This window comes from Zobellia laminariae, assembly GCF_030553095.1.
Lineage (GTDB): Bacteria > Bacteroidota > Bacteroidia > Flavobacteriales > Flavobacteriaceae > Zobellia > Zobellia laminariae.
On sequence record NZ_CP130738.1, the window covers coordinates 2,799,752 to 2,823,360 of the forward strand.

General features: G+C 36.6%; 23 protein-coding genes, 1 other RNA gene and 1 pseudogene. 11 read left to right on the top strand and 14 right to left on the bottom strand.

Annotation, left to right across the window (positions count from 1 at the left end; genetic code table 11):
• Positions 1 to 21: 21 nt before the first annotated feature.
• Complete coding sequence (locus Q5W13_RS13405) at positions 22 to 711, bottom strand: ABC transporter ATP-binding protein (protein ID WP_304443341.1); 690 nt, start codon at positions 709 to 711, stop codon at positions 22 to 24.
• Positions 712 to 733: 22 nt separating this feature from the next.
• Here Q5W13_RS13405 and Q5W13_RS13410 point away from each other — a divergent pair, with 22 nt between their 5' ends.
• From Q5W13_RS13410 to Q5W13_RS13420, 3 genes are all read left to right on the top strand, one after another.
• Positions 734 to 1,480 (top strand): arylesterase, encoded by a 747-nt coding sequence (locus Q5W13_RS13410; RefSeq protein ID WP_304443342.1) that lies wholly within the window; start codon positions 734 to 736, stop codon positions 1,478 to 1,480.
• Positions 1,481 to 1,986: 506 nt separating this feature from the next.
• On the top strand, positions 1,987 to 7,131 hold the full coding sequence (locus Q5W13_RS13415; protein ID WP_304443343.1) for a T9SS type B sorting domain-containing protein: 5,145 nt from the start codon (positions 1,987 to 1,989) through the stop codon (positions 7,129 to 7,131).
• A gap of 4 nt (positions 7,132 to 7,135) precedes the next feature.
• Entirely contained in the window at positions 7,136 to 8,068 is a 933-nt protein-coding gene (locus tag Q5W13_RS13420) for a PorP/SprF family type IX secretion system membrane protein (RefSeq protein ID WP_304443344.1), read from the top strand.
• 35 nt (positions 8,069 to 8,103) lie between these two features.
• Here Q5W13_RS13420 and ssrA read toward each other — a convergent pair.
• Positions 8,104 to 8,501, bottom strand: a transfer-messenger RNA (tmRNA) gene (gene ssrA / locus Q5W13_RS13425).
• A 141-nt stretch (positions 8,502 to 8,642) separates the two neighbouring features.
• On the opposite strand from ssrA, the gene Q5W13_RS13430 reads away from it, so the two are divergent.
• A complete protein-coding gene (locus Q5W13_RS13430; protein WP_304443345.1) occupies positions 8,643 to 9,842 on the top strand; it encodes an NAD(P)-dependent oxidoreductase in 1,200 nt (399 codons plus the stop codon).
• Positions 9,843 to 9,996: 154 nt separating this feature from the next.
• Here Q5W13_RS13430 and Q5W13_RS13435 read toward each other — a convergent pair whose 3' ends face one another.
• A complete protein-coding gene (locus tag Q5W13_RS13435; protein WP_304443346.1) occupies positions 9,997 to 10,566 on the bottom strand; it encodes a DUF1361 domain-containing protein in 570 nt (189 codons plus the stop codon).
• A gap of 125 nt (positions 10,567 to 10,691) precedes the next feature.
• On the opposite strand from Q5W13_RS13435, the gene Q5W13_RS13440 reads away from it, so the two are divergent.
• Both Q5W13_RS13440 and Q5W13_RS25085 read left to right on the top strand, forming a co-directional pair.
• Positions 10,692 to 10,946, top strand: coding sequence for a DUF1801 domain-containing protein (locus Q5W13_RS13440; RefSeq protein ID WP_368662250.1), 255 nt, complete (start codon positions 10,692 to 10,694; stop codon positions 10,944 to 10,946).
• Positions 10,922 to 11,050: a hypothetical protein gene (locus Q5W13_RS25085; protein ID WP_368662594.1), complete on the top strand. Its 129-nt coding sequence runs from the start codon at positions 10,922 to 10,924 to the stop codon at positions 11,048 to 11,050. Before Q5W13_RS13440 ends, Q5W13_RS25085 begins: the two co-directional genes overlap by 25 nt.
• A gap of 15 nt (positions 11,051 to 11,065) precedes the next feature.
• On the opposite strand, the gene Q5W13_RS13445 is transcribed toward Q5W13_RS25085, so the two are convergent.
• The 4 genes from Q5W13_RS13445 to kdsA all read right to left on the bottom strand — a co-directional run bounded on the left by Q5W13_RS13445 (position 11,066) and on the right by kdsA (position 13,980).
• Positions 11,066 to 11,425, bottom strand: coding sequence for a DUF3858 domain-containing protein (locus Q5W13_RS13445; protein ID WP_304443347.1), 360 nt, complete (start codon positions 11,423 to 11,425; stop codon positions 11,066 to 11,068).
• A 181-nt stretch (positions 11,426 to 11,606) separates the two neighbouring features.
• A complete protein-coding gene (locus Q5W13_RS13450; protein WP_304443348.1) occupies positions 11,607 to 12,350 on the bottom strand; it encodes a hypothetical protein in 744 nt (247 codons plus the stop codon).
• 128 nt (positions 12,351 to 12,478) lie between these two features.
• Entirely contained in the window at positions 12,479 to 13,030 is a 552-nt protein-coding gene (locus Q5W13_RS13455) for a hypothetical protein (protein ID WP_304443349.1), read from the bottom strand.
• A 131-nt stretch (positions 13,031 to 13,161) separates the two neighbouring features.
• Positions 13,162 to 13,980: a 3-deoxy-8-phosphooctulonate synthase gene (gene kdsA / locus Q5W13_RS13460; RefSeq protein WP_304443350.1), complete on the bottom strand. Its 819-nt coding sequence runs from the start codon at positions 13,978 to 13,980 to the stop codon at positions 13,162 to 13,164.
• Positions 13,981 to 14,062: 82 nt separating this feature from the next.
• Between kdsA and Q5W13_RS13465 the strand changes: the two genes are divergently transcribed.
• The 5 genes and pseudogenes from Q5W13_RS13465 (at position 14,063) to Q5W13_RS13485 (ending at position 18,342) form a co-directional block, all read left to right on the top strand.
• Positions 14,063 to 14,422 (top strand): hypothetical protein, encoded by a 360-nt coding sequence (locus tag Q5W13_RS13465; protein WP_304443351.1) that lies wholly within the window; start codon positions 14,063 to 14,065, stop codon positions 14,420 to 14,422.
• 45 nt (positions 14,423 to 14,467) lie between these two features.
• Positions 14,468 to 14,629, top strand: a complete 162-nt coding sequence (locus Q5W13_RS13470; RefSeq protein WP_304443352.1) for a hypothetical protein — start codon at positions 14,468 to 14,470, stop codon at positions 14,627 to 14,629.
• Between the two features lie 178 nt (positions 14,630 to 14,807).
• The gene (locus Q5W13_RS13475; protein ID WP_304443353.1) at positions 14,808 to 15,347 is read left to right on the top strand and encodes a hypothetical protein; all 540 of its coding nucleotides are present in this window, start codon (positions 14,808 to 14,810) and stop codon (positions 15,345 to 15,347) included.
• 191 nt (positions 15,348 to 15,538) lie between these two features.
• Positions 15,539 to 17,337: pseudogene (gene typA, locus Q5W13_RS13480) on the top strand (translational GTPase TypA).
• Between the two features lie 102 nt (positions 17,338 to 17,439).
• A complete protein-coding gene (locus Q5W13_RS13485; protein WP_304443354.1) occupies positions 17,440 to 18,342 on the top strand; it encodes a hypothetical protein in 903 nt (300 codons plus the stop codon).
• Positions 18,343 to 18,399: 57 nt separating this feature from the next.
• On the opposite strand, the gene ppgK is transcribed toward Q5W13_RS13485, so the two are convergent.
• The 7 genes from ppgK to Q5W13_RS13520 all read right to left on the bottom strand — a co-directional run bounded on the left by ppgK (position 18,400) and on the right by Q5W13_RS13520 (position 23,586).
• Positions 18,400 to 19,146: a polyphosphate--glucose phosphotransferase gene (ppgK, locus tag Q5W13_RS13490; RefSeq protein ID WP_304443355.1), complete on the bottom strand. Its 747-nt coding sequence runs from the start codon at positions 19,144 to 19,146 to the stop codon at positions 18,400 to 18,402.
• 78 nt (positions 19,147 to 19,224) lie between these two features.
• On the bottom strand, positions 19,225 to 20,709 hold the full coding sequence (locus tag Q5W13_RS13495) for a sulfatase (protein WP_304443356.1): 1,485 nt from the start codon (positions 20,707 to 20,709) through the stop codon (positions 19,225 to 19,227).
• Between the two features lie 40 nt (positions 20,710 to 20,749).
• Positions 20,750 to 20,932, bottom strand: coding sequence for an NUDIX hydrolase (locus Q5W13_RS13500; RefSeq protein ID WP_304443357.1), 183 nt, complete (start codon positions 20,930 to 20,932; stop codon positions 20,750 to 20,752).
• Positions 20,916 to 21,566, bottom strand: coding sequence for an NUDIX hydrolase (locus Q5W13_RS13505; RefSeq protein WP_304443358.1), 651 nt, complete (start codon positions 21,564 to 21,566; stop codon positions 20,916 to 20,918). Before Q5W13_RS13505 ends, Q5W13_RS13500 begins: the two co-directional genes overlap by 17 nt.
• 93 nt (positions 21,567 to 21,659) lie before the next feature.
• Complete coding sequence (locus Q5W13_RS13510; RefSeq protein WP_304443359.1) at positions 21,660 to 22,124, bottom strand: hypothetical protein; 465 nt, start codon at positions 22,122 to 22,124, stop codon at positions 21,660 to 21,662.
• The gene (locus Q5W13_RS13515) at positions 22,118 to 22,747 is read right to left on the bottom strand and encodes an endonuclease/exonuclease/phosphatase family protein (protein WP_304443360.1); all 630 of its coding nucleotides are present in this window, start codon (positions 22,745 to 22,747) and stop codon (positions 22,118 to 22,120) included. The genes Q5W13_RS13510 and Q5W13_RS13515 overlap by 7 nt, the downstream gene beginning before the upstream one ends.
• Before the next feature lie 155 nt (positions 22,748 to 22,902).
• Positions 22,903 to 23,586, bottom strand: a complete 684-nt coding sequence (locus tag Q5W13_RS13520) for a cell division ATP-binding protein FtsE (RefSeq protein WP_155594520.1) — start codon at positions 23,584 to 23,586, stop codon at positions 22,903 to 22,905.
• Between the last annotated feature and the right edge of the window lie 23 nt (positions 23,587 to 23,609).

Consider the following 23,609-nt stretch of genomic DNA (forward strand, 5'->3'; position numbering starts at 1 on the left):
TTTCGTTAGATTTAGAATTCATCAAATTGAAGCAGTAGCTTGATTGGTTACTATTTTTCCTCCTTTAAGTCGCAGTATTTGCTGCGTACGGTTGGCTAATTCTAAATCGTGGGTTATGATGACCAAGGTTGTTCCATTTTCCTTGTTAAGGTCTAACAACAACTGAATTACCTTTTCCCCGGTTTCAGTATCTAGGTTTCCTGTAGGTTCATCTGCAAATAAGATAGAAGGTGCATTCGCAAAAGCTCTTGCCAATGCCACCCGTTGTTGCTCGCCACCGGATAACTGAGAAGGATAATGATGTAAGCGGTCTTTTAAACCTACTTTTTCCAATAATTCGGTACCTTTTTGAGTAGCGTCTTTGGCACCTTGAAGTTCTAAAGGAACGCTCACATTTTCTAGTGCTGTAAGTGTAGGCAGCAATTGAAAATTCTGAAATATAAAACCAACCTCCTTATTTCGTAATTGGGCACGTTGGTCTTCATTTAAGGTGTTTAAATCCTGTCCACATAATTCTACCGAACCCGAATTTGGCGCATCCAAACCAGCACATAAACCCAATAAAGTTGTCTTGCCACTTCCCGATGGTCCTACGATTGAAAAAGTCTGGCCTTTCTCAACATCAAAAGAGATGTCGTGCAAAACTGTTAATTGCTTGTTACCGCTGGTGTATGTTCTCTCCAAACCGGTAATCTTTAATATCTTTGACATTATCTTAATTTAAATACCATTTATGTTCAAGCCGCATAATAAAGATTTCCATTCTAAATTACCAATGCCATTAGGGCAGAAACTCATAAAGTTTAGTTATTTTTTTATAGCCTTATTTTTTCTTTCTTGTGGTGATGCAAAAAAGGAAAAAGCTGCTGAGGTTCAAAATGATTCAGAACAGGTTGAAGATACAGTCGTAACAGATACTGCAACAAAAAGCATTTTATTTTTTGGTGATAGTATTACTGCCGGCTACGGTCTAGATGATAGCGATGACGCTTACCCAGCGGTAGTTCAACAAAAGATTGATTCTTTAAACCTAGATTATACTGTAATCAATTCCGGAGTAAGTGGCGAAACAAGCGCTGGAGGTAGAAGCCGAATTGATTGGGTGATAAAACAGGACCTTGATATTTTCGTATTGGAACTTGGTGCCAATGACGGATTACGTGGAGTAGACTTATCCGAAACACGAGCCAACCTACAAGGCATAATAGATGTAGTGCGAGAGAAAAGTCCGGATACCAAAATCATTTTGGCCGGTATGCAGCTACCTCCAAATATGGGAGAAAAATATACTACGGAATTTAAACAGCTGTTTGTAGACTTAGCTAAAAAGAATGACATAGAATTTATTCCATTTATTTTAAAAGACGTGGGTGGAATAGCGGCATTAAATCAAGCTGATGGTATCCACCCCACTATTAAAGGGCATAAAATTGTAGCGAATACGGTATGGGAGACATTACAGCCGTTGCTTAGGGGTTAGAGATTTCTAACTGAGATAAAATGTAAAAACCACCCTTTGGGTGGTTTTTTGTTTGTGGAGCCGGAGGGATTCGAACCCTCGTCCAAACAAGCAATAACAAAGCTTTCTACATGTTTAGTTTCCGATTAGTTTTCGACGCATACCTGACCGGAAACGGCCCAATATACGCTTAGCTTCTTAAAGTTTTGGTGCCACTACCAAAGCAATAATGGCCTTATATCGACATTTATGGTGCTCCGGATTGAATCGCCGTCGACAGAGGCTATTCAGGAATAATTTAGCATTTTCAAGAATTAAGGTAGGGTTTAAATTAGAGCTGGTTGTTATTAATTAATAATACAGAATAGTGTTGTTTCACTTCGTACTAGATTTTAGTGTTGTACATACTTCTGATAATTAAGTGCTTTGAAAATACAATTTAGAGGGGTTTACCTTAGAATTTGGTCGTTAATAGAGTTTTGTTAACCTATGGCACTAATTTATATACTTTTGGATAGACACTAATTATGAAAAATTTACTTTTTGCATCGTTTATAATGATTTTTACCTTTGGATTTGGACAATCTACTCCAATACCAGACCCAAATTTTGAAACACAATTAATTGCTTTTGGCTATGATACAAATGGTCTTACCGGTGATATTCTCAATACAGATGCCGAAGCAGTTACGGAATTTATATCCAACGGGGATAACATTACAAATTTTGATGGGTTACAGGCATTTAAGAATATTAGAATACTGAATTTGGGAAGAAATCAATTCACTACCCTCCCACTAGATAATTTAACAAATCTTGAAGAACTGAGTTTTAAAGATAATGTGGTTCTAGCAAGCCTTGACTTAACTAAAAATATTAATCTTAAAAAGCTTGATATCCGCTCGATACAAGCATTGAATACATCTTCCATAGCAACTTTGAATCTTTCAGCAAATATTCGACTGGAGTATATTCATATTTTCAATTTTCAAGATTTAGAAACAATATTATTCCCGCAAACTAAAAGTTTGACATACCTAACTGTATACTCAAACTTTGATTTGGTAGGAGATACCTCATTTTACGACAATTTGGAGACACTAGACCTTGGAGTCCTAAATGGAAAGATAATCACGTTGACCCTGCCTACAGTTAAAACAAAATTGAAATCAATTCGGATAGCCAATGGAAATGTCACCGACTTTCGAAGTCTGGCATTATTTGTAAACTTAGAAGAGATTCGTTTATATACTATTACTGAATTTATAGAATTTCCCGAATCCAATACAGTGACTTATATTCATATAGGTCCTCATTCTATATCTAATCCTGTGTCTTTTCAAGGAATGCCTTCTTTAAATTATTTAGAGTTTGTAGGGAATAGAACTAAAACTCCTCTAGAAATAGATATTAGTTCAAACTCGGAATTGGAAACTCTTATTTTATCAGCTAATAAAATGGTCAATCTGGATTTAGAAGGAAATCCAAAACTAGTTGAATTAAAAGTTCAGGAAAATAATATGGAAGGTCTTGGTTTGAGTAAGAATCCAAAGCTTAAAAGGGTCTGGGCCTATAAAAATTTATTGAGTAATATAGATCTTAGGAATAACCAAGAACTAGTTGAGTTAAGACTTAATGAAAATAGATTAAAAAGCTTAGACCTTACAGAGAATAAGCTTTTAGTAGATTTTAATATTTCTAAAAACTTATTTGTAGGAGAAGGACCTGACATAACTCAAAACACTGAATTGGTTAATGTCAATATGTCAAATAATAAAATTTCTTCCCTAGATATCACAGAATGTCTTAAACTGGTTAATGTTGATTTTTCGTTTAATACCTTTTCTGGTAATAATATTTTAGAACAAATTGTTCAGAATTATCAAACTTCTGGTAGGTCACTTGGTCAAGAAATTTATGCATTAAACGATAATTTATTATCTAATGAAATGCCTGACTTTACATCGCTTGTCAGTGCTTCAACAAATAATTTTAGTTTGAGTATTGAAAACAATAGTTTTCACTTTGGAGATTTAGAAGCCAGACACCAGCAATATGTTGATTATACAAATACTATGCAAGGAGGGGGCAATATATTTAGGAAGTACTCTTATGCCGGTCAATCAAAGGTGAATATTAGAGAGGTTATTACAACTGTTGCAGGCGAGCCCATTACTTTGGCGACAGTAGTTAGAGGTAGCCAAAATCATTACAAGTGGTTTAAGGATGGGGTTGAGATTATTGGGGCAGCAGATGCTCCAGAGTATTTGATACCTGCCCCAGAGGCCTGTGAATCAGGAGTGTATTATGCAGAAATAACTAGTGATTTAATGCCTTTTGAGGATGCTAGTTCTCCAGGCACAGATGGTAAAAACCTAGTTCTTCAACGAAATGATTTGGTGTTGGGAGCGAATGGTATTCCTTCATGCGCTATTTTAATTAATCCTCTCAATAAATCAGTTGATATTCCTATAAATGCAGGGATTGAATGGGAAAGTGAATCTGGTGCCTGTGGTTTTCTCTTAAGTGTTGGCTCTTTACCAGGTGCTACTGATATTTTGGATGCAGTTGACGTAGGAAACGTCAGTGGTTATAATTTTGAGAATTACTTGCCAGTGAATACGGAAGTTTTTGTAACTATAACCCCTTACTTTGAAAGTGGTCCTTTATTGGGGTGTAGAGAAGAATCTTTTACAACAAATTCGGAATCAACCTTGCCAGAATGTTCGGTTTTAACTCAACCGTTAACAGGTAGTGTTGGTGTGAATGGGGATACTAATATAAATTGGTCCGTAGCCAGTGGTGCAGAGGGGTATCGTGTTAAAGTTGGAACAACTTCTGGTGCTAGTGATTTAGCAAATGTAAATATAGACGACGGTAGTACGATATATGATTCACCTATAGATTTTTTGTTAGATAGTGAAATTTTTGTAACCATTACCCCGTATAACTCGGAAGGGGACGCGATTGGCTGTGCTGAAAGTAGTTTTGTAGTTTCGGAGGCTGATGAAATACCACCATGTACCAGTCTTAGCAGACCACTAAATGGCGATATTGATGTAAAAGCTAATACCCTAATTCGATGGAATCGTGTTGGGAATGCAACAGGTTACGTTTTAAATATGGGTACAACAGAATTTGGTTCTGATTTATTATCACGCGATGTTGGTTCCAAAATTGAGTTTCAATTAGAAAGTAATTTACCTGATGATGAAACCATCTACGTAACCATAGTTCCTTATAATACAATTGGTACTCCCGTCGCTTGTCAATCCGAGAGCTTCGTAACAGCAGCTCTAAAACCTTTACCCGAATGCTCAATTTTAATTGCGCCTATAAATGGAGAAAGAAATGTTGATCCTCAAGTTGATTTAGCATGGGATGTTTCTGAATATGCTGAAGGATACTTTTTGGAAGTAGGAACAACTCCTGATGGAGATGAGGTTATTTCTCTAGATGTTGGTCTAACAACTTTTTACAATTTCCGCACCGATTTGCCCGAAGGCAGACCTATTTACGTAAAAATAATACCTTATAATGAACGTGGTGAAGCCGTCGGATGTTTAGCAGAAAGTTTTACTACGAGTATTCCAGCAATACCTAGTTGTTCTTCTTTGGCAATGCCTTTGAATGGAGATGTTGATGTTAGTGTGGCTACAAATTTTGCGTGGAATACATCTAGTACCGCAAAAGGATACAAACTTAAGTTAGGTTTAGTGTCAGGAGGTAGTAGTATCTTTTCTGAAGATTTAGGCGCTACCACTTTTTTCGATTTACCCGATGTTTTGCCTTCAAACACAATTATTTATGCTACTGTAATACCATATAATGATAAAGGCGAAGCTCTTGATTGTCAAGAAGAAATTTTTACAACAAGTCAAGAACTTACATTACCAGATTGCTCAGTTTTAAATATGCCCATTAATGGTGATACAGCAGTTTCTGTTACTACAAATATAGCTTGGTCTGCTATACAAAATGCTAAAGGTTATAGGCTTAATATTGGTAGTTCTAATGGTATATCGGATATATTTTCAGGTGATGTTGGGCCAAGTAATTCAATTAACCTTTCTGATGATTTACCCGAGAATAGTACTATTTATGTTTCAATTACGCCTTATAATGATTTGGGTGAAGCACAAATATGTTCCGAGGAGACTTTTGCCACTGCGGCTCAGCCATCTATACCTAATTGTGTTAATTTAAGCATGCCCGCAATCAGTTCAACAGATGTAAGTATCTCAACGAACTTTGCATGGCCATCAATTTCAAATGCTGATGGGTATTTACTGTCTATTGGAACATTTTCTGGAGGAGCTGATATTTTGACCGAAGACATTGGTTTAACAAATTTCTACGATTTAACACAAGATTTGCCTTTTAGTACTGATATTTTTGTTTCTATTCTTCCTTACAATGATTTAGGTATGGCAATGGGTTGTATGGAAAACTCATTTACCACTGGTGCAGGTACAACAATACCATCCTGTACTTCTTTAAGAGTTCCTATGAATAATGAAGTGCAAGTTAGTACGCTAACGAATATTGCTTGGTATTTAATAGATAATGCACAAGGGTATACGCTAAACTTAGGAACATCATTAGGCGGGACTGATATTTTTTCTGGAGATGTTGGCAAAACAACTTGGTATGATTTAGAAAATGAACTACCAGAGAACACTGAAGTTTTTGTAACTATAGTAGCATATAATGAATTAGGGGAATCAGAAAATTGTATATCGGAGAGCTTTATTACTGCAGGAGCGCCAACAGTGCCTTCTTGTTCAATATTGGTGCAACCTTTTGACGGTACAAGAGCGGTAGATCCCAACACTATGATTTCTTGGAGTGAAGTGTCAAATGCTGATGGTTATAGTTTTTCTGTAGGGACCGAACCGGGTGGGGCAGATATAGTAGATAGTCAAGATGTTGGTCTGCTAACAGAATTTATTCTTGACGGAAGCCTACCAAGTGCCACACAAATTTACGTTACAATAGCGCCTTACAATGCATATGGCGAAAATTTAGAGTGTGGTAGTCAATCATTTGTAACAGCAACTTCTTTGACTAACAGTTTTGTACCCTTTTGTACGGCTGTATTTGAGCCTATTGACGGTCAGTCAAATGTTGCGACAACAACAATTATTAGTTGGAATGAAGTCACTAATGCTGATGGGTATTTGATAACACTTGGAACGGATATTGATCAAGGTGATATTTTAGACAATTTTGACGTTGGTCTTGATACCAGTTATTTGGCGGAAGAACTTCCTGTTGGAGCTATAATATACGTTTCCGTTTCACCATATAATGAGGAAGGTAGTCCCGAGGGCTGTAAGCAATTTAAGTTTCTTACATCATTCGAAGAAGAGCAAACGGATGATACAATGTATGGTTTTTCTCCGAACGGGGATGGCATTAATGATTTTTGGGTGATTGATGGAATTGAATTTCATCCAGATAATATTGTAACTATATATAACCGATGGGGAGATGCCATATTTCAGACAAATGGTTATGATAATTATACAAATGTATTTGATGGAATGGCTAATCAAAAGACAAAAACAGGTGGAGGACGTTTACCCGCCGGTACATACTTCTTTAATATTAAAATTAACGGAGAACATAATTTAAAGAAAACCAAAGGATATTTGGTACTTAAGAAATAATTAAATGATTAAATCCCCCAAAGTTATTAACGCTTTTAGTGTAGTAGCTCTATTTTTAATATTTGCTAACAATATATGTTATGGTCAACAAACTCCGGTTTTCCCAGAATATAATTATAACCCTTTTATAGTTAACTCAGCTTATGCAGGTTTCTTGGATGAAGGAGAAATAACCCTTGCAGGCTCTGGTTTTTTAGGAGCTATTGAAGGGAGTCCAGAAACTGTAGGTCTTAGTTTTCATAGTCCGTTGCGAGATGGTATAATGGGGCTTGGTGGGGCTGTTATTCGTGATCAAATTGGAGTGACAACTACTACCAGTGCATATGGGGCCTATTCATATAGAATTTTCTTTGATTTTAAAGAAAATCGCCCCTATTGGCAAATTTACCAAAAACCGTCTCTTTCTTTTGGTCTGACAGCAGGAATGCAACAATTTCAGGATAACTTATTGGAGTTAGGGATATCTAATGACCCAACCTTTGCTTCAAATGTAAATGCAACACTACCTTTAGTAGGTATTGGTATTTTATTTAATAAAGCTAATTTTTACGCAGGCGTTTCAACTCCAAATATTCTAGGTTCGAGATTCTCTTCAGATGATAGGGTTGATTTGAAAAGTGTCTATTATGGTAATTTTGGTTATCGGTTTTTTCCAAATGGGGATGACATTTTGCTAAAACCTAGTATGCTTGTTAAATATGAAAATGGATCACCATTACAAGCTGATATAAACATGTCTCTAAGCCTAAGGGATAAATTAGAAGTAGGTGTTGGTTATAGAACTAATTCATCAATAAATGTGCTAGCAGGGTTTTATCTTTTTGATAGTTTTAGATTTATTTATACTTATAATATAGCATCAAAAGATTTAACTATAGGTAATACTCATGGCCTAATATTAAGCTTTCAGTTCAACAGGGGTTATTCTATTGATTAAAAAAACAAAAAACCACCCAAAGGGTGGTTTTTTGTTTGTGGAGCCGGAGGGATTCGAACCCTCGTCCAAACAAGCAATAACAAAGCTTTCTACATGTTTAGTTTCCGATTAGTTTTCGACGCATACCTGACCGGAAACGGCCCAATATACGCTTAGCTTCTTAAAGTTTTGGTGCCACTACCAAAGCAATAATGGCCTTATATCGACATTTATGGTGCTCCGAATTGAATCGCCGTCGACAGAGGCTATTCAGGAACATCTCGCTTCTCTACCTAGTAGAGACGAGGCTAATCTTACTATAATTCAGATTAAGCGGCAAGAGCGTAGTTATTATCGCCAATTAAAAGTGTGAAAAATGATATTAACGAGCTGTTTCTCAGCGCTCGACATGCTTACAATACCATTGGTCTCGCTGTCAAAACCAGTCGGCCCCGTAAAAAAATCCACAATAGTAGAAACTACTGCGGTCGGCAAAGATACCCCAAAAAGTATTCCAAAAAAAGTTTTGATAGGCTCCAATCATAAGTTACATTTGAAACCATAGTCCACTCATAAGTTGTAAAAGTCCATTATCATGAAGTTCGGAATCATTCGAGAGCGTAAAAGTCCACCAGACCGCCGTGTTGTATTGTCACCGGAGGCCTGTCAGAAAGTCGTAGCCCATCAGTCAAAAGCAGAAATTATTGTAGAGCCTTCCCCAATTCGCGTTTTCTCTGATGAGGAGTATAAGGCCAAAGGCTTTGTAGTAGCTTCTAAAATGGAGGAGTGCGATGTGCTTTTGGGTGTAAAGGAAGTGCCTATAAAGAGTTTGATTCCCAATAAAAAATACTTTTTCTTTTCACATACCATAAAAGAGCAACCGTATAATAAAAAATTATTGAGGGCGGTGTTAGAAAAGAACATTGAATTATATGATCATGAAGTTATAACCAACCAAAAAGAACAGCGTTTGGTTGCTTTTGGACGTTATGCCGGTATAGTTGGCGCGTATAATGGACTACGTACGTACGGACTGAAATACGACTTATACCAATTACCAAAGGCTGAAAATCTAGCCAATCAACAAGAATTGATTCAAGAGTTGAAAAAGATAAAACTGCCGAATATCAAAATTATTTTGACAGGTAGGGGTAGAGTTGGTAATGGAGCAAAAGAAATGCTCGATGCTATGAATATTAGAAAGGTAAATGTTACGCCATACCTTGAAGAAACTTTTGATGAGCCTGTTTATTGCCAAATAGATGCTTCAGATTACAACAAACGTAAAGATGGAGTAAGAGGAAATAAAGCCGATTTTTTTGCTAATCCAGAAGAATATAAAAGCAACTTTTTTCGCTTTACCCAAGTTTCCGATTTTTTCATTGCAGGTCATTTTTATGGTCAAGGAGCACCTTATCTTTACACGCGAGAAGATGCTAAACAGGAGGATTTCAAAATAAAAGTGGTTGCCGATGTTAGTTGTGATATTGACGGCCCAGTGGCTACTACCATACGCCCTTCTACCATTGCAGACCCTATTTATGGGTATGACCCCAAAACAGAATCTGAAACCGATTTTAAAAATGAATCAGCAATAGCCGTTATGGCAGTGGACAATTTACCTTGCGAGATTCCACAAGATGCAAGTGAGGGCTTTGGACAGGCTTTTGTTAAAAATGTAATTCCTGCATTTTTTAACGGTGATAAGGATGGAGTTTTAGAACGTGCAAGAATGACCCAAAACGGGAAACTCACTCTTCGTTATCAATATTTATCCGATTACGTGGGAATCTAATTCGGAAATTATTTCGGCTTTAGTGCCCAAGGTATTATCAATATTTTTTTGCTAAAATAGATAGCAAATACCAAAACTTTTTACAACTGAATTAAGCGAAATCAAACTTTTGGGTTGTTAATAGCCATTGTACCGTGGCCACGTAAGAAAGGTTTTAGTGCCCAAAATGAAACCCAGATAAAACTTCCGAAACCAAAAATCCACAAATAAGATCTACTAAAAATAATGAGTTGAATAGACTCTGGGCTAAAACTAAAGGCTTGGTTATAATATCCCAGGAGTTAAAACGTAAAAAACGGCCTAAGAAGACACCATAGCCACTAAGTAAGCTAACGAAAAGTAATATTGCATTGGCTAAAACTGGATGATTTCTTTTTCTGAGGTAACTAAAGACATCCATCATAGAGAGGACTCCTAAAATTAATCCGTTTAAGGAAAAAACAAAAAATAATAAAAGGTCTAACCAAAAGGTAGGTCTAGCGCTATCTAAATGAACAAAATCTGTAATGATATAAGGGCTATTAGGTAAAAATAGAACCCATAGCAAAAGTATTATAACGCGTAATGTTTTTGATTTTCCAACCTGAAGATTAAATAAAAACTGCTTAGATAGAAAAAGTGGAATTAGCGCTAAAAAGAGATTCCACAATAAAAAGGTGAAGTCTATGGACTGCGTCAAATACACCCTTAAGGCTAAGAGTACTGTGCCCAGTGCGGTGAGCAACAGTAATCTTTTGTGGAACAAATTGTTTTTTAATGCGCTGATAATCATGAAAAAAATGAAGATTTAGTCTATAAAGTAGAACGGGCGGTAGTTATATTTGTTGTTATTTAACCTGATTTTAACCCATGAACCCTGCAGAAAATTACATACTCGATAAGCCTGAACCTTTTAGGAGTATCCTACTGCATTTGCAATCCGTCATTGAGCGAACGGTTCCACAGGTTGATTTAAAGTTCAAATATAGAGTTCCTTTTTATTATATCAATGGAACACCATTCTGTTATTTGAACCAAACCAAAGATTATATAGATTTAGGTTTTGGAAGGGTGCACACTTTACGGTACATCAAGAACATATGGTTACCGAAGGTCGTAAGGTGATTAGGTCTTTGCGCTATACTTCTTTAGAAGAAATTAATGACACTGTGCTTATTGATATTCTTAAGGAAGCATACGCGGTTAGGGATGCTAAGTTTTATAAGTGAAAATTAAATGGAGTATTATATTTTTTCAAATATAATTAGAGAATTGTTCTGTATATCCGTAACATGTTTAAAGACTTCCTTAAGGTTTTCATAATCATCAGCAGGAATGTGCGGAGTGTTTAAATCTAAAAAAAAGGTTATAATAATATTTTTCTGAGAGGCTTGACTCTGAAATTTCATCACGATACTTTCTTCACCCGTTTTCACATTTATGGATTTAGGTATTTCCCTGACAATATAGCCTTCAGGAACTACAATTGTCATTTGGTACTTGTATTTTCTAGGAAAACCAAAATCTACAGGGTAAGTGCGTTTTTCAAGGGTAAACGGGTTTTTTAAAAAAAAGGGAATAAGAAATGGATTAAAGTAAACCATATCTCCTTTCAGGATATTTTCTATCTCAAACTCAAATCGTTCAGATGAATTTTTAGCATCTTGTAGCTCTTCTTTTCTTTCATAAGATATTATGGAGAAGTCACTTGCTATATCTTCTTCAAAGCTTTCTAGATAACTATCTTCATTTTGAGTGTCTATTTTTTCTTTGACATAAAAGGCATTATAACTGGTTTATTACATCTAATTTTCCAAATGCCATATTCTCTTCTACATCAAAAGTAAGTTGCATGCGTATTTGATGCAAAGAGGAATCATCAGCCTTAATATCATACCAATAACTATCGTTCTTAAAGTCCATAACACGGCCATAATAGTTAAGAGCTCTGAAAGGTAGTATACCAAAATCAATATATTTATCCGTGGCATCTAGTAAATACGTCTGACCATTAATGTCAAGTTTAGCAATAGAATAATTAAAATCGCTCATAACCGGATGAGACATTTTGGGAAGACCATTCATACGGGTGGACATCAATATTAAGTTTGTCTTTAAATCTGCAGCATTTAAAAGGTTGATTAGTGACATATTTATTTCAGATACACTGCCGCGACCTTCGTCAAAAGCTTCTTTAACACGAGCCTTTCCATAAATCCCATATTCATCGTTCCAATTAAAATGCTTTTGAACGAAAGCATAAATATTTTTTGCGCGCTTCAGTTTGTTTGGTTCGTTAAGCAGTGCTTCCGGTACATGATTTTCAAAATAACCTTTTTTAGTAAGTTGCCTTCCTATGTTTTTGTCACTACGAAATTCTTGGTCTACGTCTTTCCAGCTTTTCGTGTACTTGTTATTTACGCCATCTAATCTTCTATGTTCTGAGAGTTCAAAATCAACTCTGGCAATGTAGTTGGACGGTGCTAGCGTAAACTCTTCTGCGATTTTAAATGCTGGTATATCCTTCATTGCATATTTCAATATTTCACAATCCGCGCTTTTGGTATAACCGTCAATATGAAAACAATTCTTTTTAACATCGGCTTCGTTAATATCTAGTTTTAAGCTTCCTGTTACAGCTCTATTATATATATAATTTATGGGATTTCAGCATTAAACTCACTATATATTTTAGGTATTTCTGCTTGGAAGTCCCATCCTTTAAAGTTGTAGATAAACGGAGATATTAGCTTGTACTTGTACTCTAGAATACTTCCTTCCTTTAGGTTAGGAAAAGTGAAGGTTCTTTCGGTGACAAATTCATGTACATCTTTGGTGAACACATCTTTTGAAAGTACCTGAGTTTTATTTACACCATTGTGTGTAATGGCCTTTAGTCCCTCTAGTTTTTCCGCTAATTTTTCGTTTCTCCTTAGAGGTATTGAAATGGTGGCTTGGTCAAACCCCTTTTTATTTAGAATTTTTATTTTTACGTGGTACTCTTTTACTATTCTAATTCTGTCATTAATAACTTTAAAATAGTTGTTGCCACTTTCGTGCAGAACCACGGCATTTGCAGTTGTGTCTTTGGAATATGTAGTCATTGCTATCTCCTCAGAAGTGAATTTTCCAAAAGTATCTTTCTGTTGAGATTGTAGAGTAGTAATAGAAAATAAAAAAAGAAACAATAAGTTATACCGAATTTGCATATGGACGATTTTGCTATAATCGATAACTTTATAGATTCCCGATTATTGTACGTGTTTGTTTTAGCTGAATACTTCTAAATAAGTGTAATCAGTAAAGAGAAGAAGTAATGATTATAAATTTCTATCTACTACTAAAGCTCATTGATAGTCTTCCTAATAGCAGTCAAATCGGTTAATAATTTTTTCATCAACCCTAAATCAAGCATATTCGCACCATCACTTTTTGCATTGGCACAATCAAAATGAGTTTCTATAAAAAGACCGTCAACACCTGCAGCCATTCCTGCTCGTGCCATTGTGCCAATTAATGAGGGCCTGCCGCCTGTGACACCCGAAGATTGATTTGGTTGTTGTAATGAATGGGTTACATCTAAAACAACAGGGGCAAATTGTTTCATGGTAGGTACGCCTCTAAAATCAACTACCATATCATGATACCCAAACATGGTACCACGATCCGTAATCATAGCTTGTTGGTTACCTGTTTCCGTAACTTTATTAACCGCATGTTTCATGCTTTCTGGACTCATGAACTGTCCTTTTTTGATGTTTACGGTTTTTCCTGTTTCAGCAGCTGCAACCACTAAATCTGTTTGACGCGCCAAAAAAGCTGGGATTTGTAATATATCTACATATTCTGCAGCCATAACAGCATCTTGTTCCGTATGAATATCAGTTACAGTTGGTACTTTAAAGGTCTCAGAAACTTTCCGTAATATTTTTAATGCCTTCTCATTCCCAATACCAGTAAAAGAATCTAGCCTGCTCCTGTTTGCTTTTTTAAAACTACCCTTAAATACGTAAGGTATTTTTAAATCGGTGGTAATCGTAACAATATGCTCTGCAATGCGCATCGCCATATCTTCGCCTTCTATAGCGCAAGGACCAGAAAGTAGAAAAAAGTTGTTGCTATCTGTATGTTTTATTTGAGGTATTAAGGATAAGTCCATTCGTCGAATATTTTAAACAAAGATACTATTTTAAGCAGCTTATGGTTGTATTTGGATAAGATTGTCGTAAACCCAAATCAAAATGTATTTCAAACAAAGTCTACCCTTGTTTTTGTTACTGCTGCTTGCAAGTCAGGCCAATGCTCAGTTCGGTAAAAATTGCGAATTAAGACAGATGAAAATTAACCTTGTAAATCTTGGGTTTGAATATGAAATGGCAATTGGTACCAATACTACCTTTGATGTCAAAGCAGGAATGCAAGTCGCACTAGACCCTTTAGTGTCTAATGTTTATGAAGAGTTAGGTTTTTTACCGGCCATTGCTGGGCAGTATAGGTATTATTATAATTTTGAAAAGAGACAGCAGAATAGAAGGCAGATTTATGGTAATTCGGCAAATTACCTTGGCGCCTGCTGCTGCAGTATTTTTCCATGGAGCTAGAACAATAGAAAAAAAGAGGTAAAGGGTGCTTTTGGTTATGCAGGTTTGGTAACCGGTCTGCAGCGGAGTTATGATTCGGGATTCAATTTCTCTGTTGATGTTGGTGCTGCTTATTATGCAGGTCAGTTTAAAGGTGGAATTTATCCTGTAGCTAATTTAAGTATCGGGTGGATTATAAGCGAAAAACGATGGTGCGTGGGTAGATAGATGTTCTTAATTAGAATGGAGCATACATAATGTTCGAAAAGCAAAAAAATGATGTCTCTGAGTATTTGTTATAGATAGATTTAACGAGGTTCTTTTTCTTACAGATACGTTAGGAAAAATGTGTTTTTGGCTTGATGTTTGATAACCTCTAAAGCTAAATAAACACTAAAACACTCTTATGGAAAACTTCAAATTTTTATTTATTTTTTTCGTCTGCACGGTTTACGTAAATGCTCAAACACAAAAAAATGTTGAGGATCATCAAGTTCAGTTAGGATTGCCTGTGCCTGCAATTCTCTATGAAAAAGGATTAGGAAAAAATACAACGGCTAGTTTAGAACTTGTTGTTGGTTTTGGCTTAAGAGGGTGTAGCGGTTGTGAAACAGATTTTGGTGTTTACCCTACGCTAAGGGGGCAGTTCCGTTATTATCACAATATGGAGAGAAGATTGGACAAAGGGAAAAATATCTCTGGTAATTCAGGGAATTATATAGCTGCGGTAATGGTCTATCAAGATGCAAATCCAATATTCGGAGATTTAGAATTAGCTGAGAGTATTATTGGTGTTGGTTCGGTATATGGCTTACAACGAACCTATAAGCGTGGGTTTTTCTATCGCTTAGAGGGTGGAGTAGGGTATTTTAGTACGCAATCGGACAATGGTTTGGGCCCCATTATATCAGCACGTGTAGGTTGGGTATTAGGTAAACGGCGTTAAGCTATTAATTGGGTTTTTTATGGACACTTTTTGTGCAAAAAAGAGCATCACCTATAGTCGCTTGTCTTAATTAGAGCGAACTGACTAGAAATCAACAACATAAAAATAACATAAGTTTGTGTTACTGCATGGAAAATAGCAGTATCTTTGCACGCTTAAAATAGCGGCTGACTGCTATTAAATAATTACATATGCCAATAACTAAAAACATTGCGATTATCGCACACGTAGACCACGGTAAGACAACCTTGGTAGATAAAATTATGTATCACTGTCAATTGTTTCGTGAGAACCAAAACACAGGAGATTTAATTTTGGATAACAACGATTTGGAACGTGAACGTGGTATTACCATTACCTCAAAGAACGTATCTGTTGTTTATAAAGGAACAAAAATAAATATCATTGATACTCCTGGTCACGCCGATTTTGGTGGTGAAGTAGAACGTGTGTTGAACATGGCAGATGGAGTTTTGTTATTAGTAGATGCTTTTGAAGGTCCTATGCCTCAGACGCGTTTTGTACTTCAAAAAGCAATTGACTTAGGTTTGAAGCCTTGTGTGGTTGTTAACAAGGTTGATAAAGAAAATTGTACTCCAGAAGAAGTTCATGAAAAGGTATTTGATCTTATGTATGAATTGGGAGCAGAAGAATGGCAGTTAGATTTCCCTACCGTTTACGGTTCGGCAAAGAACAACTGGATGAGTGATGATTGGAAAAACGAAACAGAAAACATAGAGCCATTGTTAGATATGGTTATTGAGCATATCCCAACTTTTGAACCAAAAGAGGGTAATACTCAAATGTTAATTACATCTTTAGATTTCTCTTCTTTTACAGGACGTATTGCAATTGGAAGATTAATAAGAGGTGGTTTAAAAGAAGGACAGCAAATTTCTTTGGTAAAAAGAGATGGGTCTATCGTAAAATCAAAAATAAAAGAACTCTTTATTTTTGAAGGTCTAGGAAGACTTAAGGTAAAAGAAGTAGTTACAGGAGATATTTGTGCTATAACAGGTATTGAAGGTTTTGAGTTGGTGATACTGTTGCTGATATTGAAAATCCTGAAGGTTTAAAAACCATTGCTATTGATGAGCCAACAATGAGTATGTTGTTTACTATTAACGACAGTCCGTTTTTTGGTCAAGATGGTAAATTTGTTACTTCAAGACATATTAAAGAACGTTTAGAGCGTGAACTAGAAAAGAACTTAGCGCTTCGTGTTAACGAAACAGATAGTGCCGATAAATTTTTAGTTTTTGGTCGTGGTGTATTACATCTTTCTGTATTAATTGAGACCATGCGTCGTGAAGGTTATGAACTTCAAATTGGTCAACCACAGGTTATCATAAAAGAAATTGATGGCGTTAAATGTGAGCCAATAGAGGCATTGACTATTGATTTACCAGAAAATGTTTCTGGAAAGGCAGTAGAAATGGTTTCTATTAGAAAAGGTGAAATGACTAGTATGGAAGCTAAAGGCAACCGTATGGTTTGTGAATTCTTGATTCCTTCTAGAGGTATCATTGGTCTTCGTAACCAATTATTGACTGCTACAGCTGGTGAAGCAATTATGTCACACCGTTTCTTGGAGTACCAACCTATGAAAGGTGCTATTCCACAGCGTCAGAATGGTTCATTGGTTTCTATGGAGAATGGAAAAGCAATTCCTTATTCTATTGATAAACTTCAGGATCGTGGTAAGTTTTTTGTTGAACCAGGTGAAGATATTTACGAAGGTCAAGTAATTGGTGAGAATTCTCGTGGTGATGACATGACGGTGAATATCACTAAGACTAAAAAGATGTCTAACGTACGTTCATCAGGTGCTGATGATAAAGCTAAGATTGTTCCTGCTATCAAATTCTCATTAGAGGAGGCGTTAGAATATATTCAGAAAGATGAATATGTAGAGGTAACACCGCACTTTCTGCGAATTAGAAAAGTGTATCTAAAGGAAGTAGATCGAAAGAGATATAAAATAGCATAATTTAAAAAGCCCTGAATTTTAATTCAGGGCTTTTTTTTCACCTTTTTTTGAAAGGTATAGTGTATTGATCCGACTTAAGGTTTTAACCCAAAAAGAATACCTATGAAATTTAATGTTCAAGTAGCCGGTTTTTTAATGATCGGTACAATGTTATCATCATGTAACGAGCAACCAAAGGATAAGAAAGAAGCAACTGAAGTTGTTGCGGAAGCAGTTACAGAAGATTATCTAATACCTGAAGCTTGGGTTAACAAGCGTGTAGAGAAGGCTAAAAGCAAGCTGGAAAAATCAGACGCAGGTAAAATTGTTTGGGCAGGAATGGAAGCTCACGGTGGACTTAAAAATTGGTATGGTAACGGAGCATTGTCTTTTCGTTTTAATTACCAGCCTTTAGACGGTAGCACGGTACGTGATAGTTATGAAGTAGTAGATGCATGGCGTAATAAAGCCGTACATACAAGTGTTACAGATAGTACAGCAACATTTGGCTGGGATGGTGAAACTGCTTGGGTGCAGGCTAAGGATTCTACAGCCTTTGCATATGATACCAAATTTTGGGCATTGACACCTCTTTATCTTTTTGCACACCCATTTGTGTTAGATGGTGAAGGTGTAAATCTAGAGTTGTTGCCAGAAACAACCTATAAGAATAAAGCTAACGATGTGGTTAAAGTTACTTTTGCAGCTGGAACGGGAGATGCTCCGGATGATTATTATATACTTCAGTTTGATAAAGAATCGCATTTATTGACTGCCACCAGATATATAGTTTCATATCCTGAGTATTTTAAAGATGGAGGTCACAATCCTGAAAAGTTCATGGAAGTTGGTGAATTGGTAAACGTGAGTGGAGTATTGTTGCCAAAAGAACTAAAAACTCATTGGAGTACTAAAGAAGGTAAGCAAGGTGAATATCTCACTCAAATAGATATCTCAGATATCCATTTTGTAAAAGATATTGACCAAGACTTTTTTGAAGTTCCGGAGAATGCAAAAATTAAATAAACAAAAAAGGCCTTAATTCTTAATTAAGGCCTTTTTTTATTTTATAGGTGTTGTTCTTTAATGGTATGATATATTGTGAAAAGCTGCGGCAGCCGCACCTATGATTCCGGCATGGTTTTGTAACCCAGCAGGTATTACCGGTGTATCAATAGTGATACAATCTTTGAATTCTTCAAAATCTTTTGAAGCACCACCACCCAAAAGAATGGTGTCCGGAGAAACAATTAAATCTACCAATTTCAAAAACTTGTTAAAACGTTTACCCCATTTCTTATAGGTCAACCCTTCACGGTCTTTAGCAGAACCTGCAGCCCAAAGTTCTATTTTCTTGTATTTTTTATATGGAATTTGTCCTAGTTCAAAATTAGGAATCAATTTTCCATCCAGAAAAGCGCCGCTACCTAGTCCGGTACCAATAGTAAGCATTACCACAAGGCCTTCCATATCTTTACCGGTACCATAATTCATAGAGGCATAACCAGCTATATCAGCATCGTTAACTACGGTAAAATCAAGACCGGTCTTTTTCTTGAAAAGCTCTTCTACATTAGTATTCAGCCAGCTTTTGTGAAGGTTTGGAGATTTACAAACGCCCCTTTTTATAACAGTTGGAAAACCACAGCCAACTTTTCCTTTGTAATCAAAATGCTTTACAATTTGAGCAACTACCTTGGCCATATCTTCAGGCTTGCGCGACTCAGGGGTAGGTATACGATGGCGTTTCGTAACTAATTTTCCGGTTTCGATATTTACAATGGCACCTTTTATGCCAGAACCTCCTACATCAATACCTAAAACTTCCATTATTCTATTTTAATATTTATAGCGCCAAAGTAACAAAAACTTTTCAGAGTAATCGAACGATACGCACTTGCTTCCATTTTATTTGGTAATAGTGAAAATACCCGTGTCACCTTTTTCTAAAAGTGGCATCAATTCATTTACAACCTCTGGGTTTTCTTCCGCGATGTTTTTATCCTCTTTGGCATTGCCCGCGTGATGGTCGTAAAGTTCAATAACGGGCTGGTCCTTTCTAAAGTATTTTGTTAACCTGTAATTTTTGGTTCGCATAGAAATTCCATTCCTGAAATAACTGTATGCAACTTCTTCGGTATCTGGAATATTATACTTAATGTGTTTTTCAAAACTTTCGCCATCCGTAGATTTCGTTTGTTTAATGTCGCACATATCTAAAAGGGTAGGGTAGATGTCTACACTCTCAACAATAGCTCGTACTTTTTTTGCTTTATGCTGGGAATAAGGGGAATTTATTATTAGCGTGCTTTTTAACGCATTTTCAAAAAGGGTATGTTTTCCCCAAACACGCTGGTCTCCCAAATGCCAACCATGATCTCCCCAGATTACGATGATGGTATTTTTGTCTAATTCTAAGTCTTTTAATTCTTGATAGAGCTTGCCAATTTGCGCGTCTATATAGCTTATAGAAGCTAGGTATCCATGTCTCAGTTTTCTGGCATAGGCATCTGAAACCTGTTTGTCAATACCGGCCTTTTCTTCGCCTAAAGCATATTGGTTGAACTCACCGCTAGCATGTAGGCTTTTTAAGTTGATGTTTTCTGGAATATCGGGATTTGAAGACAACGGAATTTTAGCTTCATCATAAAGGTCCCAATATTTCTTTGGAGCATTAAATGGAAGGTGAGGTTTAAAAAAGCCTACGCCCATAAAAAAGGGTTCTCCATTCTTCTTCAATTCTTTTAATTTTGAAATAGCAAGGTTGGTAGTTAGTCCATCAGGATATCCTTGATCATCAGTTTCGCCTGCTTCGTAAGGCTTTACTTGTTTTTTAAGGCTTTGTCTGTTTTCACCATTCGCATAGGCAAAAAAGGCATTCCAGCCGGTTTCCCATTTGCCTGGGTCAAAGAGCAGTTCACTCCAACTATAGGGGAGCTCTCTTTTTTCTGTTGGTTGTTCTTCGTAACCGTAAACAAGTCCATCTGCTGAATGGCTTATTTTTCCTATCCCTACCGTATGATATCCATCTTGTTTAAAGCGATGAATAAATGTTTCTGGAATAGATTTTTCAGGCTGACCTGATATTTCCTCTACAATAGCGTTATTGGCTATATGGATGGGTTTTGAAGGTCGCATGCCGGTAAGTATAGCATGCCTTGAAGCACCACAAGTAGGAACTTGAGCGTAATGATTGGTGAATAAAGCGCCGCTTTTGGCGAGAGCATCCATATTTGGAGATTTCACGTAGTGTTTTCCGTAAGCTCCCAATTCGGTGCGAAGATCGTCTACGCAGATAAATAGCACATTAGGTTTTTCTTTATTTTGAGCGGATAAATGGTTGTGGTCCGTAAGGCCTATTAAGAAAAATAATGCGGCAAAATATTTAAGCATTTTAAGCGGGTTTGGTGAATGGAAACTAAAGATACAGATTTTAGGTAAGCTCACCGTTTTGATATAAAACATCAAAAATTAACTGATCTACTTCGCTCATGTTAGCTTTGTCTTCATAGGTTAGTAAGGCTATTTCGTTGATTTTAGAATCAGGTTGTAACTCGCCTTTATGTGTAACCGTATAGCAAGTCATGCGGGAAAGAATCTTAAGGTTTTTTTCCATTTGCCTGAGCCTCAAAAATACCAACGAATTCCATTGATGGCACATCAATATCTACATTAAAAATTTTCTTGGCGCTTTTTACTAGGGTTTGGGAATCGGTATCGCCAATAGTGCGCATGCCTTTAGGAATAAAATAGAAATCTTCGTTTGCTTTCTTTAGGCAAAGGATTTGTTCTTCTTCAATATGTATCCATGCTAAATGGTCTATGATATTCTCAGAAGGTTCCACATAATAATCAATGGAGTTAAGGGAGTGATTCGGGTCTATAATGTCTAAAATCTTGTCTATGAGTCTTCCTGCTGCGGTAAGTGTTCCAAGCTTTTTGTTGCGTCCTAGCGCACTAGAAATAGTCTCATCTCTATTACCAAATTTATAACCGTTCTTATCTGTCCAAAGTATATTCATTAAATGCTGCATCATTACATTTCCCAGCTGATCTATGGAAATGGCAATTTTTAAAAAATACTCACCAACACCTTTAATCCCTCGGGTAAATAGACTGTGGAAAACACCGTAAACAAAGCCAAGTGGCCCGGTTATTACTAATAGGATAATAGAGATAAGAAAAAGGAGTGCCCCAATAAAGGGGTTAGTGGGCTTGTCCGGTCTGTAGGTTTGCTTTTTTAAGATCATGATAACGGCTTGAGGTTGCCTAAGCGGCAAATCTTTAATAACATTTTAAAGATACCCGTTTCAATTTAGTAGAACACATTTTATGGTCTATTCTCAATAATTAAGTTTCAACTTTAAAGGCAGGTGATCTGAATAGCCACTGGGTACAAAATTAGGTTTTGAAGATTTGTATTTAAACGATCGTGGCCTTCCGCTAGAGGTTGCCAATGTGCCGTCATCCACAATGTCAAAAGTGTCTATTTCAGCAGTAATGCCGCTACCGGATAAAAATCCGCGCGTTACCACTAGCTGGTCTAACATTTGATAGCGGTTTGTAAATATTGTGCCATCAAATAATCCGCTTAAAAAATAAGTTCCTGTGTTTCCAGAAGCAGATTTATTTAAAAGAGTGGTACTTAAGTTATAGAGAAAAGTTTCTCTGGCCCTGTATTTATAGGTGTGTACGAATTTATCAAAATCATTAGTGGCACCCTTTACTTTATCTAAGTCTCTAGAGGCTTTTAAATGCTGTATGATACTGCGGTCAAAAGGCTCATCGTTAAAATCACCGACTACCAAAACTTTGCTTTCCCATTTAGCTTGAATAGCTGCTTAAGGTCATCATTTGCTTGAAGCGTCTCATAAGTAGTGGAATCTACTTTGGTGTGCGCTTCCACTAAAAATGCAATGTGCTCGGCAACGGCAATACGTAAAGGTTCTGAATGATATTGACCTCTGCTACGTGATGGCCAGTGAGATGCAATGACCACAAACTCTTCGCCCGTGTCATTAATTCTAAAAACTACTTCAAAAATATCTCGCGTACGGTACCTGAGATGAACTAGGTGAGAGGTTCTTGAGACGACCGTAAGCTTACTAGGGTTATAGGCCATGGCAACATCAATGCCTCTTAAATCACTTGTGCCAGCAGCGTCAAAGACAACGCTTAGGTGGTCCATGCCAGCTTCTTCCAATAAGTCTTGAAGAAGCGTGTCTTTTTCTATTTCACAAACGGTTAGCAAATCAATTTTCTCATTGGGCCAAATAAGATTAAGGCCTTCGGCTAGATTTTCTTTTTTCTTGTTGAATACACCATCTGTCCAGCCTGCTGCGGGTGTAAAGCTAAAATCATTAGAAATAGGGTCGTCATCAGTATCAAAAAAATTCTGAAGATTCCACCAAGCAAAATTGATATGGGGCATAACGTCTCGTTTTAAGAATTTATGTTACCACCGTAGTATAAGGCCATCAAAAAATGAGATAGCAGCGGCTTGCCCTAAAGTTATGGAAATTAACAGCCTTATTTATTACTCTTCTGTAAGGATAAGGTTGTTTTATGTGTAATTGGTGCTTAAATCTACACAGCCCGTTGTACGACTTCAAAGATTTTGTTGCCGTCGCATTTAAGAGTTTTTGACGGATATTTTAGAATAAGTGCGTAATCATGAGTAGCCATTAAAATAGAACGACCAGATTTGTGTATTTCCTGTAGAACTTTCATGACCTCTACACTGGTCTGTGGGTCTAGGTTTCCTGTAGGCTCATCTGCTAGGATTAGATCAGGGTCATTAAGAAGGGCCCTTGCGATAGCAACACGTTGTTGTTCGCCACCAGAAAGCTGATGCGGAAATTTGAACCCTTTTGTTTTCATACCTACCTTGTCTAAAACGTCCTCTATCTTTTGGCTCATTTTATGGCTGTCTTTCCAGCCGGTAGCTTTAAGAACAAAGTGTAGGTTTTTATTAATGGTACGGTCTGGTAATAATTTAAAATCCTGAAATACAATACCAATTTTACGGCGTAGAAATGGAATGTCTTTTTCTCGTAATTTGGTGAGGTCAAAATCTACAATGCTACCTGTGCCTTGTTTAAGAGGAAGGTCTCCGTAGAGTGTTTTCATAAAACTACTTTTTCCACTTCCCGTTTTTCCTATCAAATAAACGAATTCGCCCTTAAGTACATCAAGTGTTACCTCATTTAAAATAAGACTATCTTTTTGAAAAATAGCTACATCCTTTAGCTCTAAAATCGTTTCTGACATCTTTAAGGTACCGGGTTATAAGT